Genomic DNA, 19,182 nt, shown 5'->3' on the forward strand with positions numbered 1-19,182 from the left:
ACCTACAAATTGAACTCTGTTACTCTTCACAGAAACACAATCTACTTAATGGCGATCGCCGCAATATATTGCAACCTAACAAAGATTGCAGCTATACGATAATTTCGCTAGATTTGGTACCATTTCTAGACTTTACCTTCTTGTTTTTAACCCTAATTTGTGGTAAATCCTTTTTGTCTTTATAAAAGTAACAGATTTCTACTAGAGTTGGCCATATTTCTAGAGAACCGTGAAATTGGCTAATGACATCATCAATGATTCTGGAAACGTTTTGCTGAAAAAAGTCTGGTTCAAATCCATAAAATACTCTCGATAAATTCTCAGCAAATAGTTGAAGTGATTGCTTACGTTCTTCATTTTCGGCAGATATTGAGGCTTTAACTACCTGACGGTGGATAGCAGAAATTTTTTCTAATATTTCTTCAGAGTCTTGCAATGTAACCTCGCCAGAGTAGTCAAACTTGATTCCCAAGTCATCAAGATGATAAACACTGCTCTTAATCTTCTTTTTCAGCAGGCTGCATATTTCCTCATTAAAGAGTTCGCTAGCGAGAGGATTACGCATATAGTTATTTCTAATATGGTTCTGAACAGCATCAACGTGTGCAGCTGCAATACCCTCTTGTTGTATCCAAATCCTATAGATATAATCTTCAAATCTGAGCCTAGTTGGAAAAAAGGGTGGTAAACCTAGCTGATTATCATATCCAGCAACTCCACAATCCATTCTCCAGTTTTTGTTGGTAATGACAGGTCGAAAATTAGTCAGAATATAGTAATCATTCAGGTCATTAGGACTGATTTGATTTTCATCATTGAGATACATGTGAATAAAATCAAGTGTATCAATATCATTCGTTCCTGTGCGAAAAGTTTGGGCAATCTTGACGATCGCATTATTCAAGACTCTTCCCTGTTGTAAGACGAGGCTATTTTCTCGAAAGTAACCTTTGGTTGTGTTGGTTTCTAAATCCATTGCTGTATCAACAACCAATTCTCCAGCCTCAAAGTTTTCTGGTACTTGGCTAGCTCTTTTACCTAGAACATCACTAAAAGCCGTGAGTAAGTCAAAAGATTTATGGACATAGCCGCCTTGTTGGGTAGACTTGATTAATTTTCCTCGACATATTTCATCGCCTGTTAAAGATTCTGGGCTAGTTTCAATTAAGGCATCTGGTCGCATATCGTCATCTGCGCTGACCATTAAATGACCAAGGGTATACATTAAGGTGAAGTTACGATTCCCTCCGTAACTAGGTCGGAATAAGTTTTTGACGAGTGATTCTAGCTTGCGATCGCGCAGTCTTTCATTTAAAAATGTAATAAATTCTTCTTTCTGCTGAGGGCCGACATAATACACATCATTGACTGTCTTAGTCTGCTCTAAAAGTGGGTAATATTTCTCATGGTTGGCAATGCTGGAATCATCAAAAACGATAATTTTTACCGCATGACCATTTGCCCGGAAATTCTCATCATACTTTTCGATGGTCTCTGCTACATCTCGGAGTCGATGAGTCGGAATAACAAATATTGTCTCTTTTGATTTCATAAAATGTGTTTAAGGTTTTCAAATGAAGTTTTACAAGTTCAAACTCTGTTTAGGTGTTTAAACATTTTCATGCAACTAATCAATGCATTGTTGTTGTTAAATATCATGATTAGTCAACTAAATTAAACTGATCAATCGCTACCAATTTTCAGCTTATTTTTACTATCTTCTAACTGTTTCCAGAGTGCCGCTATTTGACAAAAAGCTATTTCTGGAGATAGTCTCCCACTTGTTTCTAAACTAGTGATATAGCTAATTTTTTGAGAAAATTCTTGGAGGTTAGCATTAAATACTAGATTCTCCGGCTTAATTTGACCGTGATAGCTACTCCGAGGGCAGAGAAAGCTATTTTTATCTTGATAATTTGCTTGTACCATTAATTTACTTCCGACCAATAGTGATTAACATGGTTTTAATCTTATTATGTTTGTGAAAGTCTCATTCATATAAAACCTGTGTTTGTTTTAGATATCTGGTTACTAATTACAGCGATTTGAAATCGTCCCATTTGGTAATACTGTTTCACAAAGATTTGTAGAATTACGACCCTGGATGTCGTTATTTTTGGAAGCTTTGATTAAATTAGCGTGGCTAAGATTGGCATTTCTAAAATCGGTTCCTTCTAGGTTAGATGCTTCCAAGTTAGCCTTTTGTAAATCAGCATCAGCTAGCAATGTATTCTTGAGGATAGCTCCAGTTAGATCGGCTCCTTGCAGATTTCCATTCCGAATATCTGCCCACTCTAAATTTGCATATCGGAGATTAGCATTTTTGAGGTTAGCTCCCTGAAGATTTGCCGATCGCAAGTCAACTTTTTGTAAGTTTGCCCCGGAAAAGTTAACTCCCGATAAATTACAGCCAAAACATTTTCTAGTTTCTTGAAGCTGTTGAATTACATGGTGTCGAAGCAAATCATTACCTTGGTTAACTAAGGAGGGAGTAAGGAAAAATGCCATCGGAATCAAAGGTCGTAACAAGAGATTCATAAATGCCAACTCCAATCGAAAAGTGAGGAATTAAAACTTATCTTTTTATGGCGATTTGGAAGGCTTCAGCAACAGGGCCTAGAACCAGAACAGGAAAAAATGTCAATGCTCCCAGAATCAAAATGGTGGCAGCAGTCACGCTAGTAAATAGTTGGGTATCTGTATTTAAAGTTGCGATTGAGATCGGTACGGGTTGCTTGCACGACAGACTATCTGCTAGCAGTAGTAACGCAATGATCGGAATAAACCGCCCCATGCAGAGGGTAAATGCTGTTGTCAGGTTCCACCACAAAGCAGTTGAGGCGGGTTGGGTATCTGCCAAGCCTTCAAAACTGGAACCGTTACCCGCCGCCGCCGATGCATATTCATAAATCACCTGGGTAAAACCATGAAAACCAGGATTACTCATGCCTGCAAGTTGATCAGGAAAAGCTAGGGTGATAGCACTAGGCAGCAAAATCAATAGTGGGTGGATCAGAATAATGACGCTTGCTAAGGTAATTTCCCGTTTTTCGATTTTCCGTCCCAAAAACTCTGGCGTTCGTCCTACGATTAAGCCAGTCAGGAATACTGCCAAAAACATATACACCACCAAAGAAGCGGCTCCAGTGCCCATAGCTCCCCAAATCACTTGCAAAAATAGGTTGAGCAAAGCACAAAATCCACCGGATGGCATCAGCGAGTCGAACATCCCATTAGCAGAACCAGTCATGGTTGCTGTTGTGGTGATCGCAAATAAGGCAGTTTCCGCCCAACCTAACCGGACTTCTTTACCCTCCAAATTGGGTTGCTGACTACCCAACAGGGCATTCACGGCGGGATTGCCTTGATATTCCCCGATCGCAGTTACGCTAATTAAGACTACAAAAATGGCGAACACCATCCAAAACAGTAGGCGAGTCTGTTTTAAGTTACCCATGAAGATCCCGTAGGTATGAAGTAATGCCGTGGGAATCAGCAACATTGCTACTACTTGCAGCAAATTTGTACCGCCATTGGGATTTTCAAAGGGATGAGCAGAGTTACCAGCAAAGAAGGCTCCACCGTTTTCACCCAGCATTTTGATGCTTTCAAAGTGGGCAATGGGGCCACGAGCGATCGCTTGAGTTGCTCCCTCTAAGGTGGTAAAATTTACCGGGACGGCAAGGGTTTGAGGCACACCACCCAACATCAACAACACCGTAATAGCGATCGCCAAGGGTAGCAGTACTCGCGTAATCGAGCGAGTCAAATCCACATAAAAGTTACCCAAAGGTCTACCTGTTAAGCCGCGAATGAAGGCAATTCCCACCGCTAATCCGGTAGCAGGTGCAACAAACATCAAGAAACCCAAGGCTGTTATCTGGCTCAGGTAAGACATTGTGGTTTCTGGGACATAGTGTTGCAAATCGGCAGCAACTAAGAAAGAAATGGTGGTATGCAGTGCTGTATCCCAAGTGGGCATCCCTAAATTGGTGGGGTTTAACGGTAGTAAACTCTGAAAGAGCAGCAGTAGTAATGCTAAAACTGCCATTGCTGTATTGCTGAGTAAAAGAGCGATCGCATATTCTCTTCCAGTCATGCTCTTTTGCGGTTCAATACCTATAAAGAGATAAATTAAGCGCTCCAGTGGGTTCATTACAGCATCGAGGCAGGTTCTTTCCATATAGAAGACTTTAGCTAGGTAGTGTCCTGCGATCGGTACTGACATCACAACTAAGAACAGGGTAAGAAAGATTTGCACAAAACCTTGGAGCATAATCTGGAAGCTTCGCCAGCGATGGACTCACCTATTTAGGACTGTAGTCAGAGCAATTGAGCGCTTCTTTCGTTAGAGCAGTGGCAGGGTTTACTGCACACTTTAGATAAGAGTTTTTATGAAAAAATTGGCAGTTTTTACAGGGATGTTGCTGTACATGTTTGATGCTGACTATTTTATCTTTATCTTGTACCGCATTTTCTGGGGGATCTTCTAGTGCTTTGGAGACAGATGAAACGAGATAAACGACAATTCCCCAAACAATCATGAAGGAAATATGAGCCAAAAGTACTGCTACAAAAGGAATATCACCGCCCTGTGGTTTGGAGTTATTTTGTGTTGTATTTCCCAGGTTGGCTTCAATCAGGGTAGACTGATGAACAGTTTTTTGGGCAGATATATAAAGTTGGAAAAGCCCCGAAGTATGCATATTGAAACCTTTAGTTAGTCAGACTTAGATTCAGTAAAGGTCATGTTAATTAAACATCTTCAGAAACTAGTGAGAAACTACTGTTTTGCTTGTTTTCCATCTCAGTTTTCGGAAGAAATTTGCCATTGAAAATGAATCAGAAGTATTCACTGTTTGTAACTTTGCTTCACTTGCTGCCCGATCGCTAACTGTGTCTGTATTGGTATTACTGCTCCAAGGAGAAGTAATAATTTCAATCTTATGAATCTGGATTAATCTCCAATAGTTGAGGACAACAGCACCCCAAGCGGTAGTTTCTGGCTTCATCCGAGTAACCAAAAGTGTAGAAACTCCTGCTGCTAACCAATCTCCTTGTAATATGGGTGGAGCTTCAACAATCACAATCGATTCAGTCGGAATAGTATGACTGGCTCTAATTCTTTGCCCACCCATAAACAGAGTTTCGATAAAAAATATCTGATTGCCTTTAGACTGAATATCGCTAATTTCGCCCTTAAATTGGGTTGTAATCGTAGCACCTAAATCTTTAATCATATTTGGGTCAGGTGCATGATAAGAAAAGAAGTAAATGTTCATTTATCTAATAATATGTGGAATTAAAAGTATTTGGGATATCTGAATCATCTGGATTAACAGATTGACTGGCTGTTAGTCGAGCTTCTAGCAAGCAACTGTTGAGGGAATAGTACACAGAATGAATTTTCTTAAGAGTAACTTTTAGGGCAGGAATCATCATCGGATGGGTTGCTATAGCTAAAATGTAGTCTCCTACAAAAATAGTAGGATTATCTGTTAGTGAAAGGACTTGATTCTGTCTTAAAATTCCTAAAAAAGCGCATTTATCGGGTAACTGAATCTCAGTTAAATCAATGCCGCAGTAAATGCTATTAGCTTGGATTAAAACACCAAATAAGCTTGGTTCTAAAGATTTTTTGTTTGTCAACACGAAATATTTTTTAACTCTAATATTATTGTGCAACATTTTACACATAAAATATTTTTTCTTAGATATATTTTACAGATATATAAAATGGATTAGATATTATTAAATAAGCATATATTTAGAGATATAGGCTTATTTAAAAAACAAGATCCCCGACTTCTTTAAGAAGTCGGGGATCTGAGCCTTGGATAATAATTTTGAACAGTAGAGACTTATTTTTTAACCCCATCCAGAGCTAAATTCAGCTTCAACACATTAACTCCAGGTTCGCCAAATATGCCGAGAAAGCGGCCATCAGTGTTTTGGGCAATTAAAGTTTCTAGTTGGTTCGGCTGAAATCCTCGGGCTTTCGCTACTCGTGCAATTTGCGCGATCGCAGCTTCTGGGGTAATGTGAGGGTCAAGGCTGGAACCAGAGGTGTAGACTAAATCGCCAGTTGACTGTACACCTGCTTTTTTCAGACGAGGCAAATCGCCTTCAATTTTTTTGCTGGGGTCTGGATCATCTTTACCTTTGATGCGTTCTAGCAATGCGGGATTACTGGGAGCCAAGTTACTAGCGCCAGAAATCCCAGTTTTCAAAACTCCGGCATCGTCCTTTTTGGGGTCGGCTGTACTGTAGCTGGTGCTGCTGGGACGACTGTTAAAATAGCGATCGCTAGTAAAAGGTTGACCAATCAAAGCAGAACCCACAACTTGACCTGCGCTATTTTTCAGTAGACTGCCGTTTGCTTGAAACGGAAATGCAATCTGCCCGATAGCAATCATCGCAAAAGGATAAATAATCGCACCAATAACCCAGAGTACCAGGGTAGAACGAACAGCTCTACCGGCTTCACGTGCAAAACTCATTAGAATTTCTCCGGTACAAACATTACAAAAAATAAATAGATGGAAAGCCCTAACGTCACCATTCCTAACAGTCCCAATCCCCAAGATTGGCTGCGGGAAAGTTCTTCACCAGTAGCTGCATAGACTAGAGGTGCAACCACTAAGTTGAAACACATTGCCAAGAACAAATACAGTGGCAGCTTTTGTCTACGCCATTGACACCAGATATCAGTTATTTCTTCTAATACTTGGGATGCAAGGATAGTGCGGCGGGTATGAACGGGTTTCATAGTAAATTAAGACAAAGGTAAGATAATATCTATCAGTTTGATAGCAATAAAGGGAGCAACGATGCCACCAAGACCAAAGATTAAGATGTTGCGACGTAGCAGTTGATCTGCTGTTAAAGGTAAAAACTTTACCCCTTTAAGTGCTAACGGAATTAGTGCTGGAATAATTAAAGCATTGTAAATCAGCGCCGAGACGATCGCAGATTGGGCGCTCTTTAATCCCATAATATTCAGTGCGCCGATGCCAGCAGCCGCAAAGATAGTCGGAATGATGGCAAAATACTTGGCAATATCGTTAGCGATGGAGAATGTTGTCAAGGCTCCACGAGTAATTAGCAACTGTTTACCTATAGTTACTAGGTCAATTAGCTTCGTGGGGTCAGAGTCCAAATCCACCATGTTAGCAGCTTCTTTGGCAGCTTGTGTCCCAGAGTTCATTGCCACACCCACATTTGCTTGAGCCAAAGCTGGTGCATCGTTAGTACCATCCCCGGTCATTGCCACCAATTTACCTTGAGATTGTTCGGAGCGAATCACCTCAATTTTGTCTTCTGGAGTCGCTTCAGCAATGAAATCATCCACCCCAGCTTCTTCAGCAATTACCGAAGCGGTAATGCGGTTGTCACCTGTGAGCATAACGGTACGAACACCCATGCGGCGAAGTTGATCGAATCGTTCCCGCAGTCCAGGTTTGACAATATCTTTAAGGTAGATAACACCATAAATTTTGTCATCTTGGCAAACAGCTAAAGGTGTACCGCCTAACCGGGAAACTCGCTCATAAGCTACGTCTACATCATCACTAACGTTACCACCACGAGAACGGACAAATCCTTTAATAGCATCCACTGCTCCTTTGCGAATTTGTTTGCCATCTGGTAGATTTGTGCCACTCATCCGGGTTTTCGCCGAAAATTCCACACCTTCGGCTTTATCGATATTGAAATCTACCGCAACCTGAGACTTTTCTGCCAATATTACAATTGACTTGCCTTCTGGTGTTTCGTCAAACAAGCTAGCAGCTAGGGAGACTCGCGCCACTTCTTCTAATGAGTGATTATCCAAAGGAATAAACTCATCAGCCATCCGGTTCCCCAAGGTAATCGTGCCTGTCTTATCTAGCACCAAGGTGTTGATGTCACCGCAAGCTTCTACTGCTCTACCAGAGGTAGCAATGACGTTGAATTGAGCAACTCTATCCATCCCTGCAATCCCGATCGCACTGAGCAAACCACCGATAGTTGTGGGAATCAAAGCTACTAATAGCGAGATGAGAATCGCAATGCTACCACCAGTCCGTAAATTGTTTCCCGCTTCCGGGCCAAAAGCTGTACTGATAAAGTTGGCGATGTAGCTCACATAAGGAGGAATGGTTGACACTACAATCAAGAATACCTGCGTTAGCACTGCCAACAACACCGTCAAAGCAATTTCGTTGGGAGTCTTGCTGCGTTGTGCGCCTTCTACCAGAGAAATCATGCGATCGATAAAGCCTTGACCAGGATCGGCACTAATGCGAATTGTCAACTCATCTGAGAGGAGGCGTGTACCTCCTGTCACCGAACTGGCAATATCTGTACCTGGTTGCTTCAGTACCGGGGCAGATTCCCCAGTAATCGCAGATTCATCCACTGAGCCGATGCCTTTAATCACATCCCCATCGGAGGGAATCATATTATTGGCGCTCACCTTAACTAAATCGCCCCGTCGCAGTTCCGTAGAATTGACTTGTTGGATGGAACCATCAGGGAGGATTTTATTAGCGATCGTATCCGATCGCGTCGATCGCAGTGAATCAGCCTGTGCTTTACCGCGTCCTTCAGCTACGGCTTCGGCAAAGTTGGCAAAAACGAGGGTGAAAAAGAGAATGAAGGTAATCAACCCATTTAACAAGCGTTGTTGGTTGATATCTGCTTGGACTGTGCCAAACAGATTTGGGTTCAGGGTTACTAAGAAGGTGACAATTGTCCCCACCCAAACAACAAACATAACTGGGTTTTTGACAGTAATTCGCGGATCGAGCTTGATAAATGACTCCCGAATTGCTCTTTGGTAAAGTCCCCGCATATCTGTCTTGGGGGTGTGCCTGCGCGAGTCACGAGTTCCAGATGGAGTACGGGCTGAAGGAGAATCAGTAGTAGTTGGCATATATTAAATTTTGGGCATCAGTCTTTGAGGTGGATGAACGGAGTTCAAAGGTGGATGAACGGAGTTCAAAGGTGGATGGACGGAGTTCAAAGGTGGATGAACGGAGTTCAAAGGTGGATGGACGGAGTTCAAAGGTGGATGAACGGAGTTCAAAGGTGGATGAACGGAGTTCAGAGGTGGATGAACGGAGTTCAAAGGTGGATGAACGGAGTTCAGAGGTGGATGAACGGAGTTCAAAGGTGGATTGACGGAGTTCAGAGGTGGATGAACAATCTTTCTAATTCCCTTTGTTCCCTTGCCCCTTCCCTCTCCCTCCTTACCCGATGCCTTTGCTGATAAAAAAGGCTTCTGCGATCGGGCCTAATGCCAGCACTGGGAAGAATGTAAGTGCGCCCAAGATTAAAATCACGCCTGCGGTAACGCCTGTAAATAGTCCGGTATCGGTTCGCAGTGTCCCAGTGGTGTAGGGAACAGCTTGCTTGCGAGACATACTATCTGCTAATAACAGCAAACCTAAAATTGGGATATAGCGGCCAGCTAGTAAACTGAAGCAGGTACTCAAGTTCCACCACAAAGCGGTTGCAGTTGTTTTTGTCCCTGTAGCGATCGCTAACGGAGAAGGTTGTGAATCTCCTAAACCTTCAAACCCAGAACCGTTGTTCGCAGCAGCTGAGGCATATTCATAAATCACCTGAGAAAAGCCATGAAAGCCAGGATTGCTAATCCCTGCCAATTGGTCAGGAAAAGCTAAGGCGATTCCCCCCGGAATTAAAATGGCGATCGGGTGAACTAGCAAAATCAAGAAGCTAGCAAGTACGACTTCCCGCTTTTCAATCTTCCGTCCCAGAAATTCTGGCGTGCGTCCCACCATCAAACCTGTTACAAATACCGCCAGAATGCTATAGGCAAACAAGTAAGCTGTTCCTGTACCCTGTCCACCCCACATGATTTGCAAGAACATATTAGAAAGAAAAATAAAACCGCCTGTGGGCATGAATGAGTCGTGGAAACTGTTGACTGCGCCGCACATGGTTCCGGTTGTACTTACCGCAAATAATGCCGATTCTGCCCAACCAAATCGGACTTCTTTACCCTCTAGATTCGGTTGCTGACTGCCCAAAAGCGTATTTACAGCCGGATTGCCGTTGTATTCTCCAATTGCAGTCACAATCAGAAATCCGAGAAAAATAACACCGACCATACTGTAGAGTAACCACGCTTGTTTGGTGTTATTGGCAAACAAACCATAAGTGTAGATCAGCGACGTGGGAATCGAAAGCATGGCCACGATCTGAATTAAATTCGTAAATGCGCTGGGATTTTCAAATGGGTGTGCTGAGTTGATGGCGAAAAAGCCACCGCCGTTTTCGCCTAATTGCTTGATAATTTCAAAATGGGCAACAGGGCCACGAGCGATCGCCTGACTAATATTCGGATCTTCCAAGGTCGGAAATACAGCGACACCCGCCAGAGTTTCAGGAACACCAGCAGCGATCATCACAATCCCGCCCACAATACAAATAGGCAGCAAAATTCGGGTAATTGAGCGAATTAGGTCTACATAAAAGTTGCCTAACGATCTACCCGTCAATCCCCGAATAAAAGCAATTCCTACCGCCAAACCAGTGCCAGCAGAGGTAAACATGTGATAACCCAGTCCCCACATTTGACTGGCATAGCTCAGGTAGGTTTCACCAGAATAATGCTGCTGGTTGGTATTAGTAATAAAGGAAATAGTAGTATGCAGCGTTGTATCCCAAGTTGGAGCATTTATTCCCGTGGGATTGAGGGGCAACCATCCCTGATTCGTAATGATAAAGAAAAGCAGTAACCCCATTACTACGTTGCTGTAGACGATTGCCCGTCCATACTGCCAGCCCGTCATATTTTCTTTACCCGTAACGCCAACCAAGGCGTAAAGCAGTCGCTCAATCGGATTCAAAACTGGGTCGAGAAAAGTCCTTTCTTCTAGGTAGACACGCGCCATATAGCGCCCAAAAAATGGAGTAATTGCTACTATAATTAGTAGCGTTAATGCAATTTGAATCCATCCTTGTAGCATTGGATTATTTCAACTCCGACATGAATAAATTTCAGATGAATATCAGATGTTTTCTGCCCACGAATCAGAAAAAATAATCAATTATATTGGCATTATTATCAACTAACCTATAACTATGGGCTTTCCCAATCAATCATCTAACTTTTTGTTAAAGAATACAAGGTATAAATTGATATTTAAACTAGCCTACATTATAAATATATTTATATATATACAAATATTCAAAAAGTTTATCTTGATATATATCTGCAAATATAGAAGCACAGTTAGGTAATTCGTAAAAAATTAGATCCCCGACTTCTTAAATGAAGTCGGGGATCTGAACACCGCGAAAAGTCAGCAGTCTAATTCATAACTGATTTTGGCGACAAATTCCAAATGCGGAAGTGTAGGCATGTAAGAAGGTTCTGCCACCGACAGGGCCGATTTCACCACCACAGAAAAAGCCGCCTACAGGAATATCGCTGACGTAGCGGCGAAATAGTTCAGAATCGAAATTGGGTTTACCATAGAGTCCTTCACCTCGCCCCAGACAGGCAAACATTAAGGCGGCTACGGCAGAGGGTTCAGATTCTCGTTGGGTTTGATTTTGATAACTTTGGAGGAGTAATTCTAGGTCTTCAGCAGAGGCTTGGGCATCGCGCAGGTGGAATTGCAGCCTTTGACCGGGACGGACGCGATCGCCAATTGCGATCGCCCCAGCTGCTGGATCGACCCCAAGAATACCACGAATTAAAAAGTCTCCCTGTTGCAAAGCTAGCTTAAACTCATCCATCGCCACACCAACAAACAGAGAGTGCTGTGCTAAAATCCGTTCGTGTTCGCTAAGACCGGCAATCAAATCTCGCAACACCACTAGCGGCACTTGCTCATCTAACTCTAAAATGATGTTGCGATCGGCTTTTGTAACTTGCAATGGTTTACCAATTGGCCGGCATCCTTGGGCTACAATCGTTTCCAAAACAATATTGCCAGTCAAAGCTATCCCGATAGTTCCCTCACGATGCAGGCTTTGGCATTCCTCGCCATCAGTCTCATTACAAAATAAGGCAACACGCCCACCCATCCCTCCACCACTCGCCTGTCCTCCCACAATCACCGATCCTGGATAAGCAAAATCTAACCCCTGCAACAAATCGTTGATTCCAGAGGCGAAAGAACTAGACAGCAATATGAACTGAGGTGTCGGTGATGCTGGCACACCAATCAAATCAACCCAAGCATCTGGAGAACTATCTAAGTCAGGTAATTCTTCAGCAACAACATGAAAGACTTGAATCTTCACCCCTGGAAGATGTGCTAAAGTCAAGCTAATAGCTGGTTCGGCTTCTAATTCTTGGGTTTCTCCGCCAACTGTCGTCCCAATTACACCGCCACCGCTACAGCCAATTAGCACTGGTACAGAAAGTTTTTCAGTTAACAAGGGTAATAATCGGGAATACTCACTCGCAAAAGCAGACGAAATGAATACCAGTCCTAGATCCGCAGGTGCTGTCAATGATGAGACAGCTCGTTCCACCACATCTGTAACTGCGGCTTCTAAAGAATGACGGGTTGATAGGGCGTTTGCCCACTGCATTTGGTCTGCCATGAGTTTTGAGCTTCTTTCTCTTTTTGGGCTAGTAGGTTTTGATATTTTATTTTCGGAAGAATTGCATCCTACAAGAATTAGTGCCAGCCTTTTGTCTCCTCCATCCCAAGAAGCTGGGGTTGTCATTGCCTATATAGATGCATCTAAATATATTGTATGATTGTTTATCTATGGTACTAATTCCACAAAATCTTAAAAAATAAAGATGAATGCATTACAGATGCGGCAGTTTACTGTATTGGTTATAAATCAATAGGCTAAAGTACTAACTTATGAACTGAATGGTTAGAATAGTTAGTAATCAAGCTAAAATCTGCCATTACTGAACTTTTTCTATACTAGTATTAACAACACACAACGAGACTAAAGCAATGACTAACATCCAAGAAACAACAAAGAGCGGCATCCAAGACCAAATTCAAGAAGAAGTAGAACAAGCGCGTACTGTCTGTGACGTTAATGGTAGCAGTTCACCAGAGTGTGCTGCTGCTTGGGATGCAGTAGAAGAATTGCAAGCTGAAGCTTCCCACAAGCGCCAAAGCAAGCCAAAAAATTCTCTAGAACAGTATTGTGATGACAACCCAGATGCAATTGAATGCCGGGTTTATGACGACTAGAAATTGAAATTAGGTAAATTTTCTATTCGTTCGTCACCAAGAAACCAAGGTTTACTTACTGAGATTTCGCACTTTTACGCTACTTCCGCCTAAAACCGTACTCTCCCTCTTTCATAATTTTCTCCAACGGGCAAAAAATTGATGAAATATCTGGAGTTACGGATGTATCAGGGTTAAAGTTTGAGAATTTTTATCTTGAAAAACAAACCTTTACATCCAAGAAAATTGGGGTTTACTCCGCGAGTATCAAGTATATAGCTGCTGGGTAGGTTTTTAATAGACTCCCTGATGCTACTACAAGTAGGTGCAAAATCTAAGTTAAGGATATTTGAGTTGCTTGTTTTTTGCCAAATAGAGAGATTTAGGAAAGTAAATTAAACAATTTACCATGTAATAGCTTTTCCAAAAATCTTTGCAACGAATGAGTTGTCTGTAGGGGCGTACATCTGTATGCCCCTACAAACGTGTTTATAGCATAAATTGTGTGAAATGGTATAAGTTGGGTAGCCACTTGCTTCCACCAAGAGATTAGAGCGCAGTCTTGAAGCTAGATTTTGTGCTTTGATTAAACTGTTTGTAATATAGATAGACTACTAGCTAGCTAATAGCTTACAAGTTTGTCAGTTATAGATACTTGCTTTTAGTTTAAATTGTTTTATTTATCGTTTGAGAAAAACTATGGACTATGATATTTGGTTTCGCCCTTTCGTCTGGATTGATTACCGATTGGCAGTATTATTTCTGGTAATTATTCCGCTAATTCTTCTGATTTGGGCATTTGTGCAAAAAGTAGAAAGTATACAACGCTTATTGAGTATATATTGGAGAGTATCAAGCCTGGTGGCAATCACGATTTACTTAATGATTGCCCAGTATCCAGTTAGCTTTATCTCTGGATTGATGGCTCAGATTTTGATCGTAGCTTCGCTGTGGTTCTGGGTGGATATCAACGATGAAATTGAGTATCAAACCAGTGGCGCTTTGAAATTTATTTTTACCTCTTGGCGCTGGGCTACAACTGTTTATTGTTTTTTGGGTACACTAGCCTTTATCCCATTTTTGGGTTGTGCTTTTTCTGGCAATATGATGAAGACTGCCTATTGTCGCGTCTGGTTCGAGGTTCCATTGTTATTTAAAGAATATTTTCATGCTAATAGCAAAGCTGAATTTTTAGGTTTTCTTGGCATAACTAGTTTAGTAATTTATGTGGTTTACTTAAGCTATTTTGTTCTGATTAAGCTGGGCAAGCAAGGACGTTCAGCCTCACCACAATAACTGTCGCTACGCAACCATACCCATAGTTTTAAAAAAATGAATTCCATTGGTAAGCGGCTGGAACAATACACCGCTAAACGCCCCCAAGAAGTCCTAATTGTAACGGTGGAAATTGCCGATGAGCAAGATAAAATTGCTATTTTTAAAGGCTTTTCTAGTTCATTGATGCGTCCAACAGCATTTGATGCAGATGTACCAGTTCTGCCAGATGGGGCAATTATCCTCAATATTGACCGAGTAGCGAGTCCTTATAATCCTGAAGCACCCCGTTATATTCAACAAGGAATTTATTGGGAAGATATGGAAGCTCTATTATCAGAAGTGGGAGTCTGATTAATTCGTAATTCGTAATTTTGCCGAAAGACTTACTCAATTTTGTCATTTTACTATTAATCTCCTGGTGGCAGTGATTAACACATAAATCTCAAAAGTTATGTACTTTTTTATGAATTACCACGACATTGTTACGATTGAGCCTGGAAAACGCAGTGGTAAACCCTGTATCCGAGGAATGCGAATCACTGTTTATGATATTTTGGAATATCTTGCTGGTGGAATGACTGAAGCAGAAATCCTAGAGAATTTTTCGGAATTAACTTCCGAAGACATCAAAGCGTGTCTAGCTTTTGCTGCCGATCGCCACAATCAGTTATTTGTGGTATCTCTGTGAAACTGCTTGTAGACGAAAATCTGTGCGATCGGATTATTTCATGGATTATTGACTCAAGGTGTTGGTCAGGCGAAGGCGATCTTAGTTAAGACAGACTTGTTATTTGGATGGGCTTAGATGCAACAGTCACAGGATACGAACACGCAAAAACAATTTAGTCGAGAACAACGTTGGGAAATTGTACGAAACTTGCTACAACGTAGTAACCTGAGCAGCGAGGCAAAACAGGCATTCCACCAAGCTTATTCCAATGCACCAGAGGAGATGCTGATTCGTTTTTTGGTGATGGCGTAACCATTGTTATAAATCCGTTAATGAATCATAAACATGCTTGGCATTCTGTATAATTACCCAATATGGGGACTTGTATGGAAAGTGTTGCGTATAATAAATAGTTCTGCCGTCGCGCGTGGCTTGGGTGGAACCGATAGAATAGGAAATATGAGCTACAAGATAGGCTACTTCTTCAACTATCCTCAAGATTTGGCTCAAATTAACGAGTGCCTGGGTTGCTCTTTGGCTCCGTATTTAGGTGACACAGAAGATTGGTTTGACAGATTCTTGAGCATGGAGTTCTCGTTTGGTAAAATTGAGGGTTTCGAGAACGAGGGCGAACTTGATTTTGAAAACTTCAGATACGAAATTAATTTCAGAACTGCGGTGGGAGCGGCAGGCGCTCGTCCGATTCAGTTGCCTGCCATTGCAACAGTCGTTTATGCTCTTTATCGTTGGCTTGGTATCACTGGTATTTTAGTTTTCGACTTGGGGATTCTTATCGCTCGTTACGAGGAGAGAGATATTGAAGACTGGGGCAAAGGGCTTTACGATGTGGTGTCCGATAGTCCATTCGTCGGGTTTAGCGCTCATCTCAGGTTGCTGGAGCAGCGTATGCCCGATTCGTGGCGCATGTACATTGATAGGTAGCGAAGCTTGGTGACGCTGCGCGATCGCAGTTGAAGAATTATTTTGATTTTTAAATTTAAAAAATGTCCCGTTCTGGATACACACTTCCCGTCTTTGCCTGTGCTGCTGCTGTTGCAGCTTTACACTGGTTACGCGATCGCAAACCCCTAACTTTAGCATCTGTAGATTTGATTGAACCGACTCAAATCGCCGAAATTCCAATTGAACAGGTAGCAGGATTATCTGAGAATACAGCTTTAGCAATAACTCGCAGCGATCCTGGTGATAATCTCGATTTGACTAAAAATACACCGATTTGGGCATTGGTGGAATGGCGAGAACAGGGTGATGATGCTGTAATCATTAAAGGCGGGGAAGGAATTGGCAAACAGGCGAATGCTGATGACAAGCCAGCTATTTATGCTTATGCTCAAAGGCTCTTAAAAGAAAACTTGCAAGGGATGCTAGCACCGGGAGAAAAAATCACGGTGACGATTATTCTACCTGAAGGGCGATCGCTAGCTGTTCGGACTTCAAATTCTGCTTTTGGTGTGGTTGAAGGACTTTCGCTTTTAGGCACAACCGGTATTTCTCAACCTTTAAGTACACCAGATCAGCTTGCAGTTTTTCGGACAGAATTACAAAATAAAGCTAGTCGTTTTGAGACTTTAGTATTCTGTATCGGGGAAAATGGTTTAGATTTAGCGCGGAAACTAGGGATTAATCCCGAACAATTGGTCAAAACTGCTAACTGGCTCGGCCCAATGTTAGTAGAAGCTGATGTGCTAGGTGTGAAAGAAATCTTATTATTTGGCTATCACGGAAAGCTGATCAAGCTGGCGGGGGGGATTTTTCACACTCATCACTACTTGGCTGACGGACGGAGAGAAATTTTGACCGCGCACTGTGCGATCGCAGGTTTAAAATCAGCAGATATCCAAGCTGTGTTTGACAGTGCTACCGCCGAAGCAGCCCTAACATATCTAAAATCACTAGATGCTACAACTGCTAGTGATTGGGTAAATCAAGTTTACAGTGCGATCGCCGAAACCATCGATGTTCGTTCTCAAGAATACATCCAAAACCATAGCGAAAGTGGCACAGCAGTTACAGTCTGTGGCTCGATTCTGTTCGATCGCGATCGCAAAATTATCGTGAAGAGTAAAACTGCTGCTCTGTTGATGGAAAAATTATGTTAATTTATTATGAATAATCGTAAACAATTCAAATAAATAATCTTTTAAGTAACCACTCTAGGGTAAGTTTATCGTTCTAATACCGTCTCCGACTACCGGACTAGACAAACACACATAACCTCGCGTTTGTCTAGGACTTCTCTACCATTATCAGCCTAACCAGGCTGAATAATAGCATCACCATAGACCACAAAGCATCTACCCTTAGCAGATATAACACTCCCGTCATGAATACAACGGTGACTCTACCAACTGAACAAGCGCCCCAAACATTGGAAAATGTTGGGCGGCTCGATCGCCAATTGATTGTAATTTTAGACTTTGGCTCTCAATATTCTGAGTTGATTGCCCGTCGCATCCGAGAAACTCAAGTATACTCTGAAGTTTTATCCTATCGCACTACTTCCGAACAATTGCGCCAACTCAATCCCAAGGGAATCATCCTCTCTGGTGGGCCGAGTTCGGTTTATGGTGATAACGCTCCCCATTGTGACTCAGAAATCTGGAATTTGGGAATACCCGTCTTGGGTGTTTGCTATGGGATGCAGCTAATGGTAAGCCAACTCGGTGGGGAAGTGGCGAAGGCTGACCGAGGTGAGTACGGCAAAGCATCATTGTGTATTGATGATCCTACAGATTTGCTCACTAATGTTGAAGATGGCACTACCATGTGGATGAGTCACGGAGACTCTGTTACCCAAATGCCATCAGGGTTTGAATTGCTGGCACATACAGAAAATACCCCCTGTGCTGCGATCGCTGACCACGAAAGGAAACTTTACGGGGTTCAATTCCATCCAGAGGTAGTGCATTCTCTTGGTGGCATAGCATTAATCCGTAATTTTGTCTACCATATCTGCGATTGCGAACCGACTTGGACAACAGCAGCTTTTGTTGAAGAGGCAATTCGGGAAATTCGCACCAGAGTTGGCGAGAAGCGGGTGCTGTTGGCGCTATCTGGGGGAGTAGATTCTTCTACCCTGGCTTTCTTGCTGTATAAAGCGATTGGGGATCAACTAACTTGCGTATTTATCGATCAAGGCTTTATGCGAAAGTATGAGCCAGAGCGATTGGTAAAGTTGTTTCAAGAGCAGTTTCACATTCCTGTAGAGTATGTGAATGCCCGCGATCGCTTTTTAGCTAAAGTTGCTGGTGTTACAGATCCTGAAGAAAAACGCCGCCGCATCGGACACGAATTTATCAATGTATTTGAGGAAACCTCTAAGCGCCTCGGCCACTTTGACTATCTGGCTCAAGGGACTCTTTATCCAGATGTGATCGAATCTGCTGACACCAATGTTGATCCGCAAACTGGTGAGCGGGTAGCGGTGAAAATTAAGAGTCATCACAATGTTGGCGGTTTGCCCAAAGACTTAAGATTTAAATTGGTGGAACCACTGCGGAAACTATTTAAAGATGAAGTCCGCAAAGTTGGGCGTTCCATTGGTTTACCAGAAGAAATTGTCCAACGACAACCTTTTCCTGGGCCTGGTTTGGCAATTCGCATTCTGGGGGAAGTTACATCTGAGCGGTTAAATATTTTGCGTGATGCTGATTTGATTGTGCGGCAAGAAATTAACCAACGCGGTATGTATCATGATTTCTGGCAAGCATTTGCTGTATTGCTGCCTATTCGTAGTGTTGGTGTTATGGGCGATCAACGTACTTACGCTTACCCTATTGTTTTACGAATTGTTACTAGTGAAGATGGCATGACTGCTGATTGGGCCAGAGTCCCTTACGATGTCCTGGAAGTGATTTCCACGCGGATTGTGAATGAGGTGAAAGGGGTGAATCGAGTGGTTTATGACATCACTTCTAAGCCGCCTGGAACCATTGAATGGGAGTAATTAACTTTTGAGTTAGACTTAACTAAAAGCTCATCACTCTTTTCGATAATTCAAATTATTTGGAGTAGTCTAGATTCACATATTTTGAAATGGCAATGCCG

General features: G+C 42.3%; 22 protein-coding genes. 10 read left to right on the plus strand and 12 right to left on the minus strand.

Annotation, left to right across the window (positions count from 1 at the left end):
• Window positions 1-91 precede the first annotated feature (91 nt).
• The 10 genes from V7K38_RS20810 to kdpB all read right to left on the minus strand — a co-directional run bounded on the left by V7K38_RS20810 (window position 92) and on the right by kdpB (window position 8,917).
• The gene (locus tag V7K38_RS20810) at window positions 92-1,552 is read right to left on the minus strand and encodes a hypothetical protein (RefSeq protein WP_334860299.1); all 1,461 of its coding nucleotides are present in this window, start codon (window positions 1,550-1,552) and stop codon (window positions 92-94) included.
• A gap of 131 nt (window positions 1,553-1,683) precedes the next feature.
• Window positions 1,684-1,929 carry a DUF7219 family protein gene (locus tag V7K38_RS20815; protein WP_334860300.1) on the minus strand — a complete coding sequence of 82 codons (246 nt, stop codon included), beginning with the start codon at window positions 1,927-1,929 and terminating at the stop codon, window positions 1,684-1,686.
• A gap of 102 nt (window positions 1,930-2,031) precedes the next feature.
• Window positions 2,032-2,538: a pentapeptide repeat-containing protein gene (locus tag V7K38_RS20820; protein WP_334860301.1), complete on the minus strand. Its 507-nt coding sequence runs from the start codon at window positions 2,536-2,538 to the stop codon at window positions 2,032-2,034.
• 37 nt (window positions 2,539-2,575) lie between these two features.
• Window positions 2,576-4,276, minus strand: a complete 1,701-nt coding sequence (kdpA, locus tag V7K38_RS20825) for a potassium-transporting ATPase subunit KdpA (RefSeq protein WP_334860302.1) — start codon at window positions 4,274-4,276, stop codon at window positions 2,576-2,578.
• Window positions 4,277-4,307: 31 nt separating this feature from the next.
• On the minus strand, window positions 4,308-4,706 hold the full coding sequence (locus V7K38_RS20830; protein WP_334860303.1) for a hypothetical protein: 399 nt from the start codon (window positions 4,704-4,706) through the stop codon (window positions 4,308-4,310).
• Window positions 4,707-4,772: 66 nt separating this feature from the next.
• Window positions 4,773-5,282: a hypothetical protein gene (locus V7K38_RS20835; protein WP_334860304.1), complete on the minus strand. Its 510-nt coding sequence runs from the start codon at window positions 5,280-5,282 to the stop codon at window positions 4,773-4,775.
• Between the two features lie 4 nt (window positions 5,283-5,286).
• A complete protein-coding gene (locus V7K38_RS20840) occupies window positions 5,287-5,649 on the minus strand; it encodes a TrkA C-terminal domain-containing protein (RefSeq protein WP_442940788.1) in 363 nt (120 codons plus the stop codon).
• Between the two features lie 212 nt (window positions 5,650-5,861).
• A complete protein-coding gene (gene kdpC, locus V7K38_RS20845) occupies window positions 5,862-6,500 on the minus strand; it encodes a K(+)-transporting ATPase subunit C (protein WP_334860306.1) in 639 nt (212 codons plus the stop codon).
• The gene (locus V7K38_RS20850) at window positions 6,500-6,769 is read right to left on the minus strand and encodes a potassium-transporting ATPase subunit F (RefSeq protein ID WP_334860307.1); all 270 of its coding nucleotides are present in this window, start codon (window positions 6,767-6,769) and stop codon (window positions 6,500-6,502) included. The genes kdpC and V7K38_RS20850 overlap by 1 nt, the downstream gene beginning before the upstream one ends.
• Before the next feature lie 6 nt (window positions 6,770-6,775).
• Entirely contained in the window at window positions 6,776-8,917 is a 2,142-nt protein-coding gene (kdpB, locus tag V7K38_RS20855; RefSeq protein WP_334860308.1) for a potassium-transporting ATPase subunit KdpB, read from the minus strand.
• Between kdpB and V7K38_RS20860 the strand changes: the two genes are divergently transcribed.
• Window positions 8,911-9,165 (plus strand): hypothetical protein, encoded by a 255-nt coding sequence (locus V7K38_RS20860; RefSeq protein ID WP_334860309.1) that lies wholly within the window; start codon window positions 8,911-8,913, stop codon window positions 9,163-9,165. The genes kdpB and V7K38_RS20860 overlap by 7 nt on opposite strands.
• A 68-nt stretch (window positions 9,166-9,233) precedes the next feature.
• On the opposite strand, the gene kdpA (V7K38_RS20865) is transcribed toward V7K38_RS20860, so the two are convergent.
• Together kdpA (V7K38_RS20865) and V7K38_RS20870 are read right to left on the minus strand one after the other, a co-directional pair.
• Window positions 9,234-10,979 carry a potassium-transporting ATPase subunit KdpA gene (gene kdpA / locus V7K38_RS20865; protein ID WP_334860310.1) on the minus strand — a complete coding sequence of 582 codons (1,746 nt, stop codon included), beginning with the start codon at window positions 10,977-10,979 and terminating at the stop codon, window positions 9,234-9,236.
• A 349-nt stretch (window positions 10,980-11,328) separates the two neighbouring features.
• Window positions 11,329-12,570, minus strand: coding sequence for an FIST signal transduction protein (locus V7K38_RS20870; protein ID WP_334860311.1), 1,242 nt, complete (start codon window positions 12,568-12,570; stop codon window positions 11,329-11,331).
• Here V7K38_RS20870 and V7K38_RS20875 point away from each other — a divergent pair.
• The 9 genes from V7K38_RS20875 (at window position 12,569) to guaA (ending at window position 19,081) form a co-directional block, all read left to right on the plus strand.
• The gene (locus V7K38_RS20875; protein ID WP_334860312.1) at window positions 12,569-12,730 is read left to right on the plus strand and encodes a hypothetical protein; all 162 of its coding nucleotides are present in this window, start codon (window positions 12,569-12,571) and stop codon (window positions 12,728-12,730) included. The genes V7K38_RS20870 and V7K38_RS20875 overlap by 2 nt on opposite strands.
• A gap of 211 nt (window positions 12,731-12,941) precedes the next feature.
• The gene (locus tag V7K38_RS20880) at window positions 12,942-13,187 is read left to right on the plus strand and encodes a Calvin cycle protein CP12 (protein ID WP_334860314.1); all 246 of its coding nucleotides are present in this window, start codon (window positions 12,942-12,944) and stop codon (window positions 13,185-13,187) included.
• Window positions 13,188-13,865: 678 nt separating this feature from the next.
• Window positions 13,866-14,462 carry a DUF3177 family protein gene (locus V7K38_RS20885; RefSeq protein WP_334860315.1) on the plus strand — a complete coding sequence of 199 codons (597 nt, stop codon included), beginning with the start codon at window positions 13,866-13,868 and terminating at the stop codon, window positions 14,460-14,462.
• A 36-nt stretch (window positions 14,463-14,498) separates the two neighbouring features.
• A complete protein-coding gene (locus V7K38_RS20890) occupies window positions 14,499-14,795 on the plus strand; it encodes a DUF7734 family protein (RefSeq protein ID WP_334860316.1) in 297 nt (98 codons plus the stop codon).
• Between the two features lie 112 nt (window positions 14,796-14,907).
• Complete coding sequence (locus V7K38_RS20895) at window positions 14,908-15,132, plus strand: DUF433 domain-containing protein (RefSeq protein ID WP_334860318.1); 225 nt, start codon at window positions 14,908-14,910, stop codon at window positions 15,130-15,132.
• Between the two features lie 117 nt (window positions 15,133-15,249).
• Complete coding sequence (locus V7K38_RS20900) at window positions 15,250-15,426, plus strand: hypothetical protein (protein WP_334860319.1); 177 nt, start codon at window positions 15,250-15,252, stop codon at window positions 15,424-15,426.
• 147 nt (window positions 15,427-15,573) lie between these two features.
• Window positions 15,574-16,056 (plus strand): hypothetical protein, encoded by a 483-nt coding sequence (locus V7K38_RS20905; protein ID WP_334860320.1) that lies wholly within the window; start codon window positions 15,574-15,576, stop codon window positions 16,054-16,056.
• A gap of 62 nt (window positions 16,057-16,118) precedes the next feature.
• Window positions 16,119-17,234 (plus strand): cobalt-precorrin-5B (C(1))-methyltransferase CbiD, encoded by a 1,116-nt coding sequence (gene cbiD / locus V7K38_RS20910; protein WP_334860321.1) that lies wholly within the window; start codon window positions 16,119-16,121, stop codon window positions 17,232-17,234.
• Window positions 17,235-17,458: 224 nt separating this feature from the next.
• On the plus strand, window positions 17,459-19,081 hold the full coding sequence (gene guaA, locus V7K38_RS20915; protein WP_334860323.1) for a glutamine-hydrolyzing GMP synthase: 1,623 nt from the start codon (window positions 17,459-17,461) through the stop codon (window positions 19,079-19,081).
• Window positions 19,082-19,182: the final 101 nt, after the last annotated feature.

Origin of the sequence: Nostoc sp. (genome assembly GCF_036917465.1) — a bacterium.
Taxonomy (GTDB): domain Bacteria; phylum Cyanobacteriota; class Cyanobacteriia; order Cyanobacteriales; family Nostocaceae; genus Nostoc.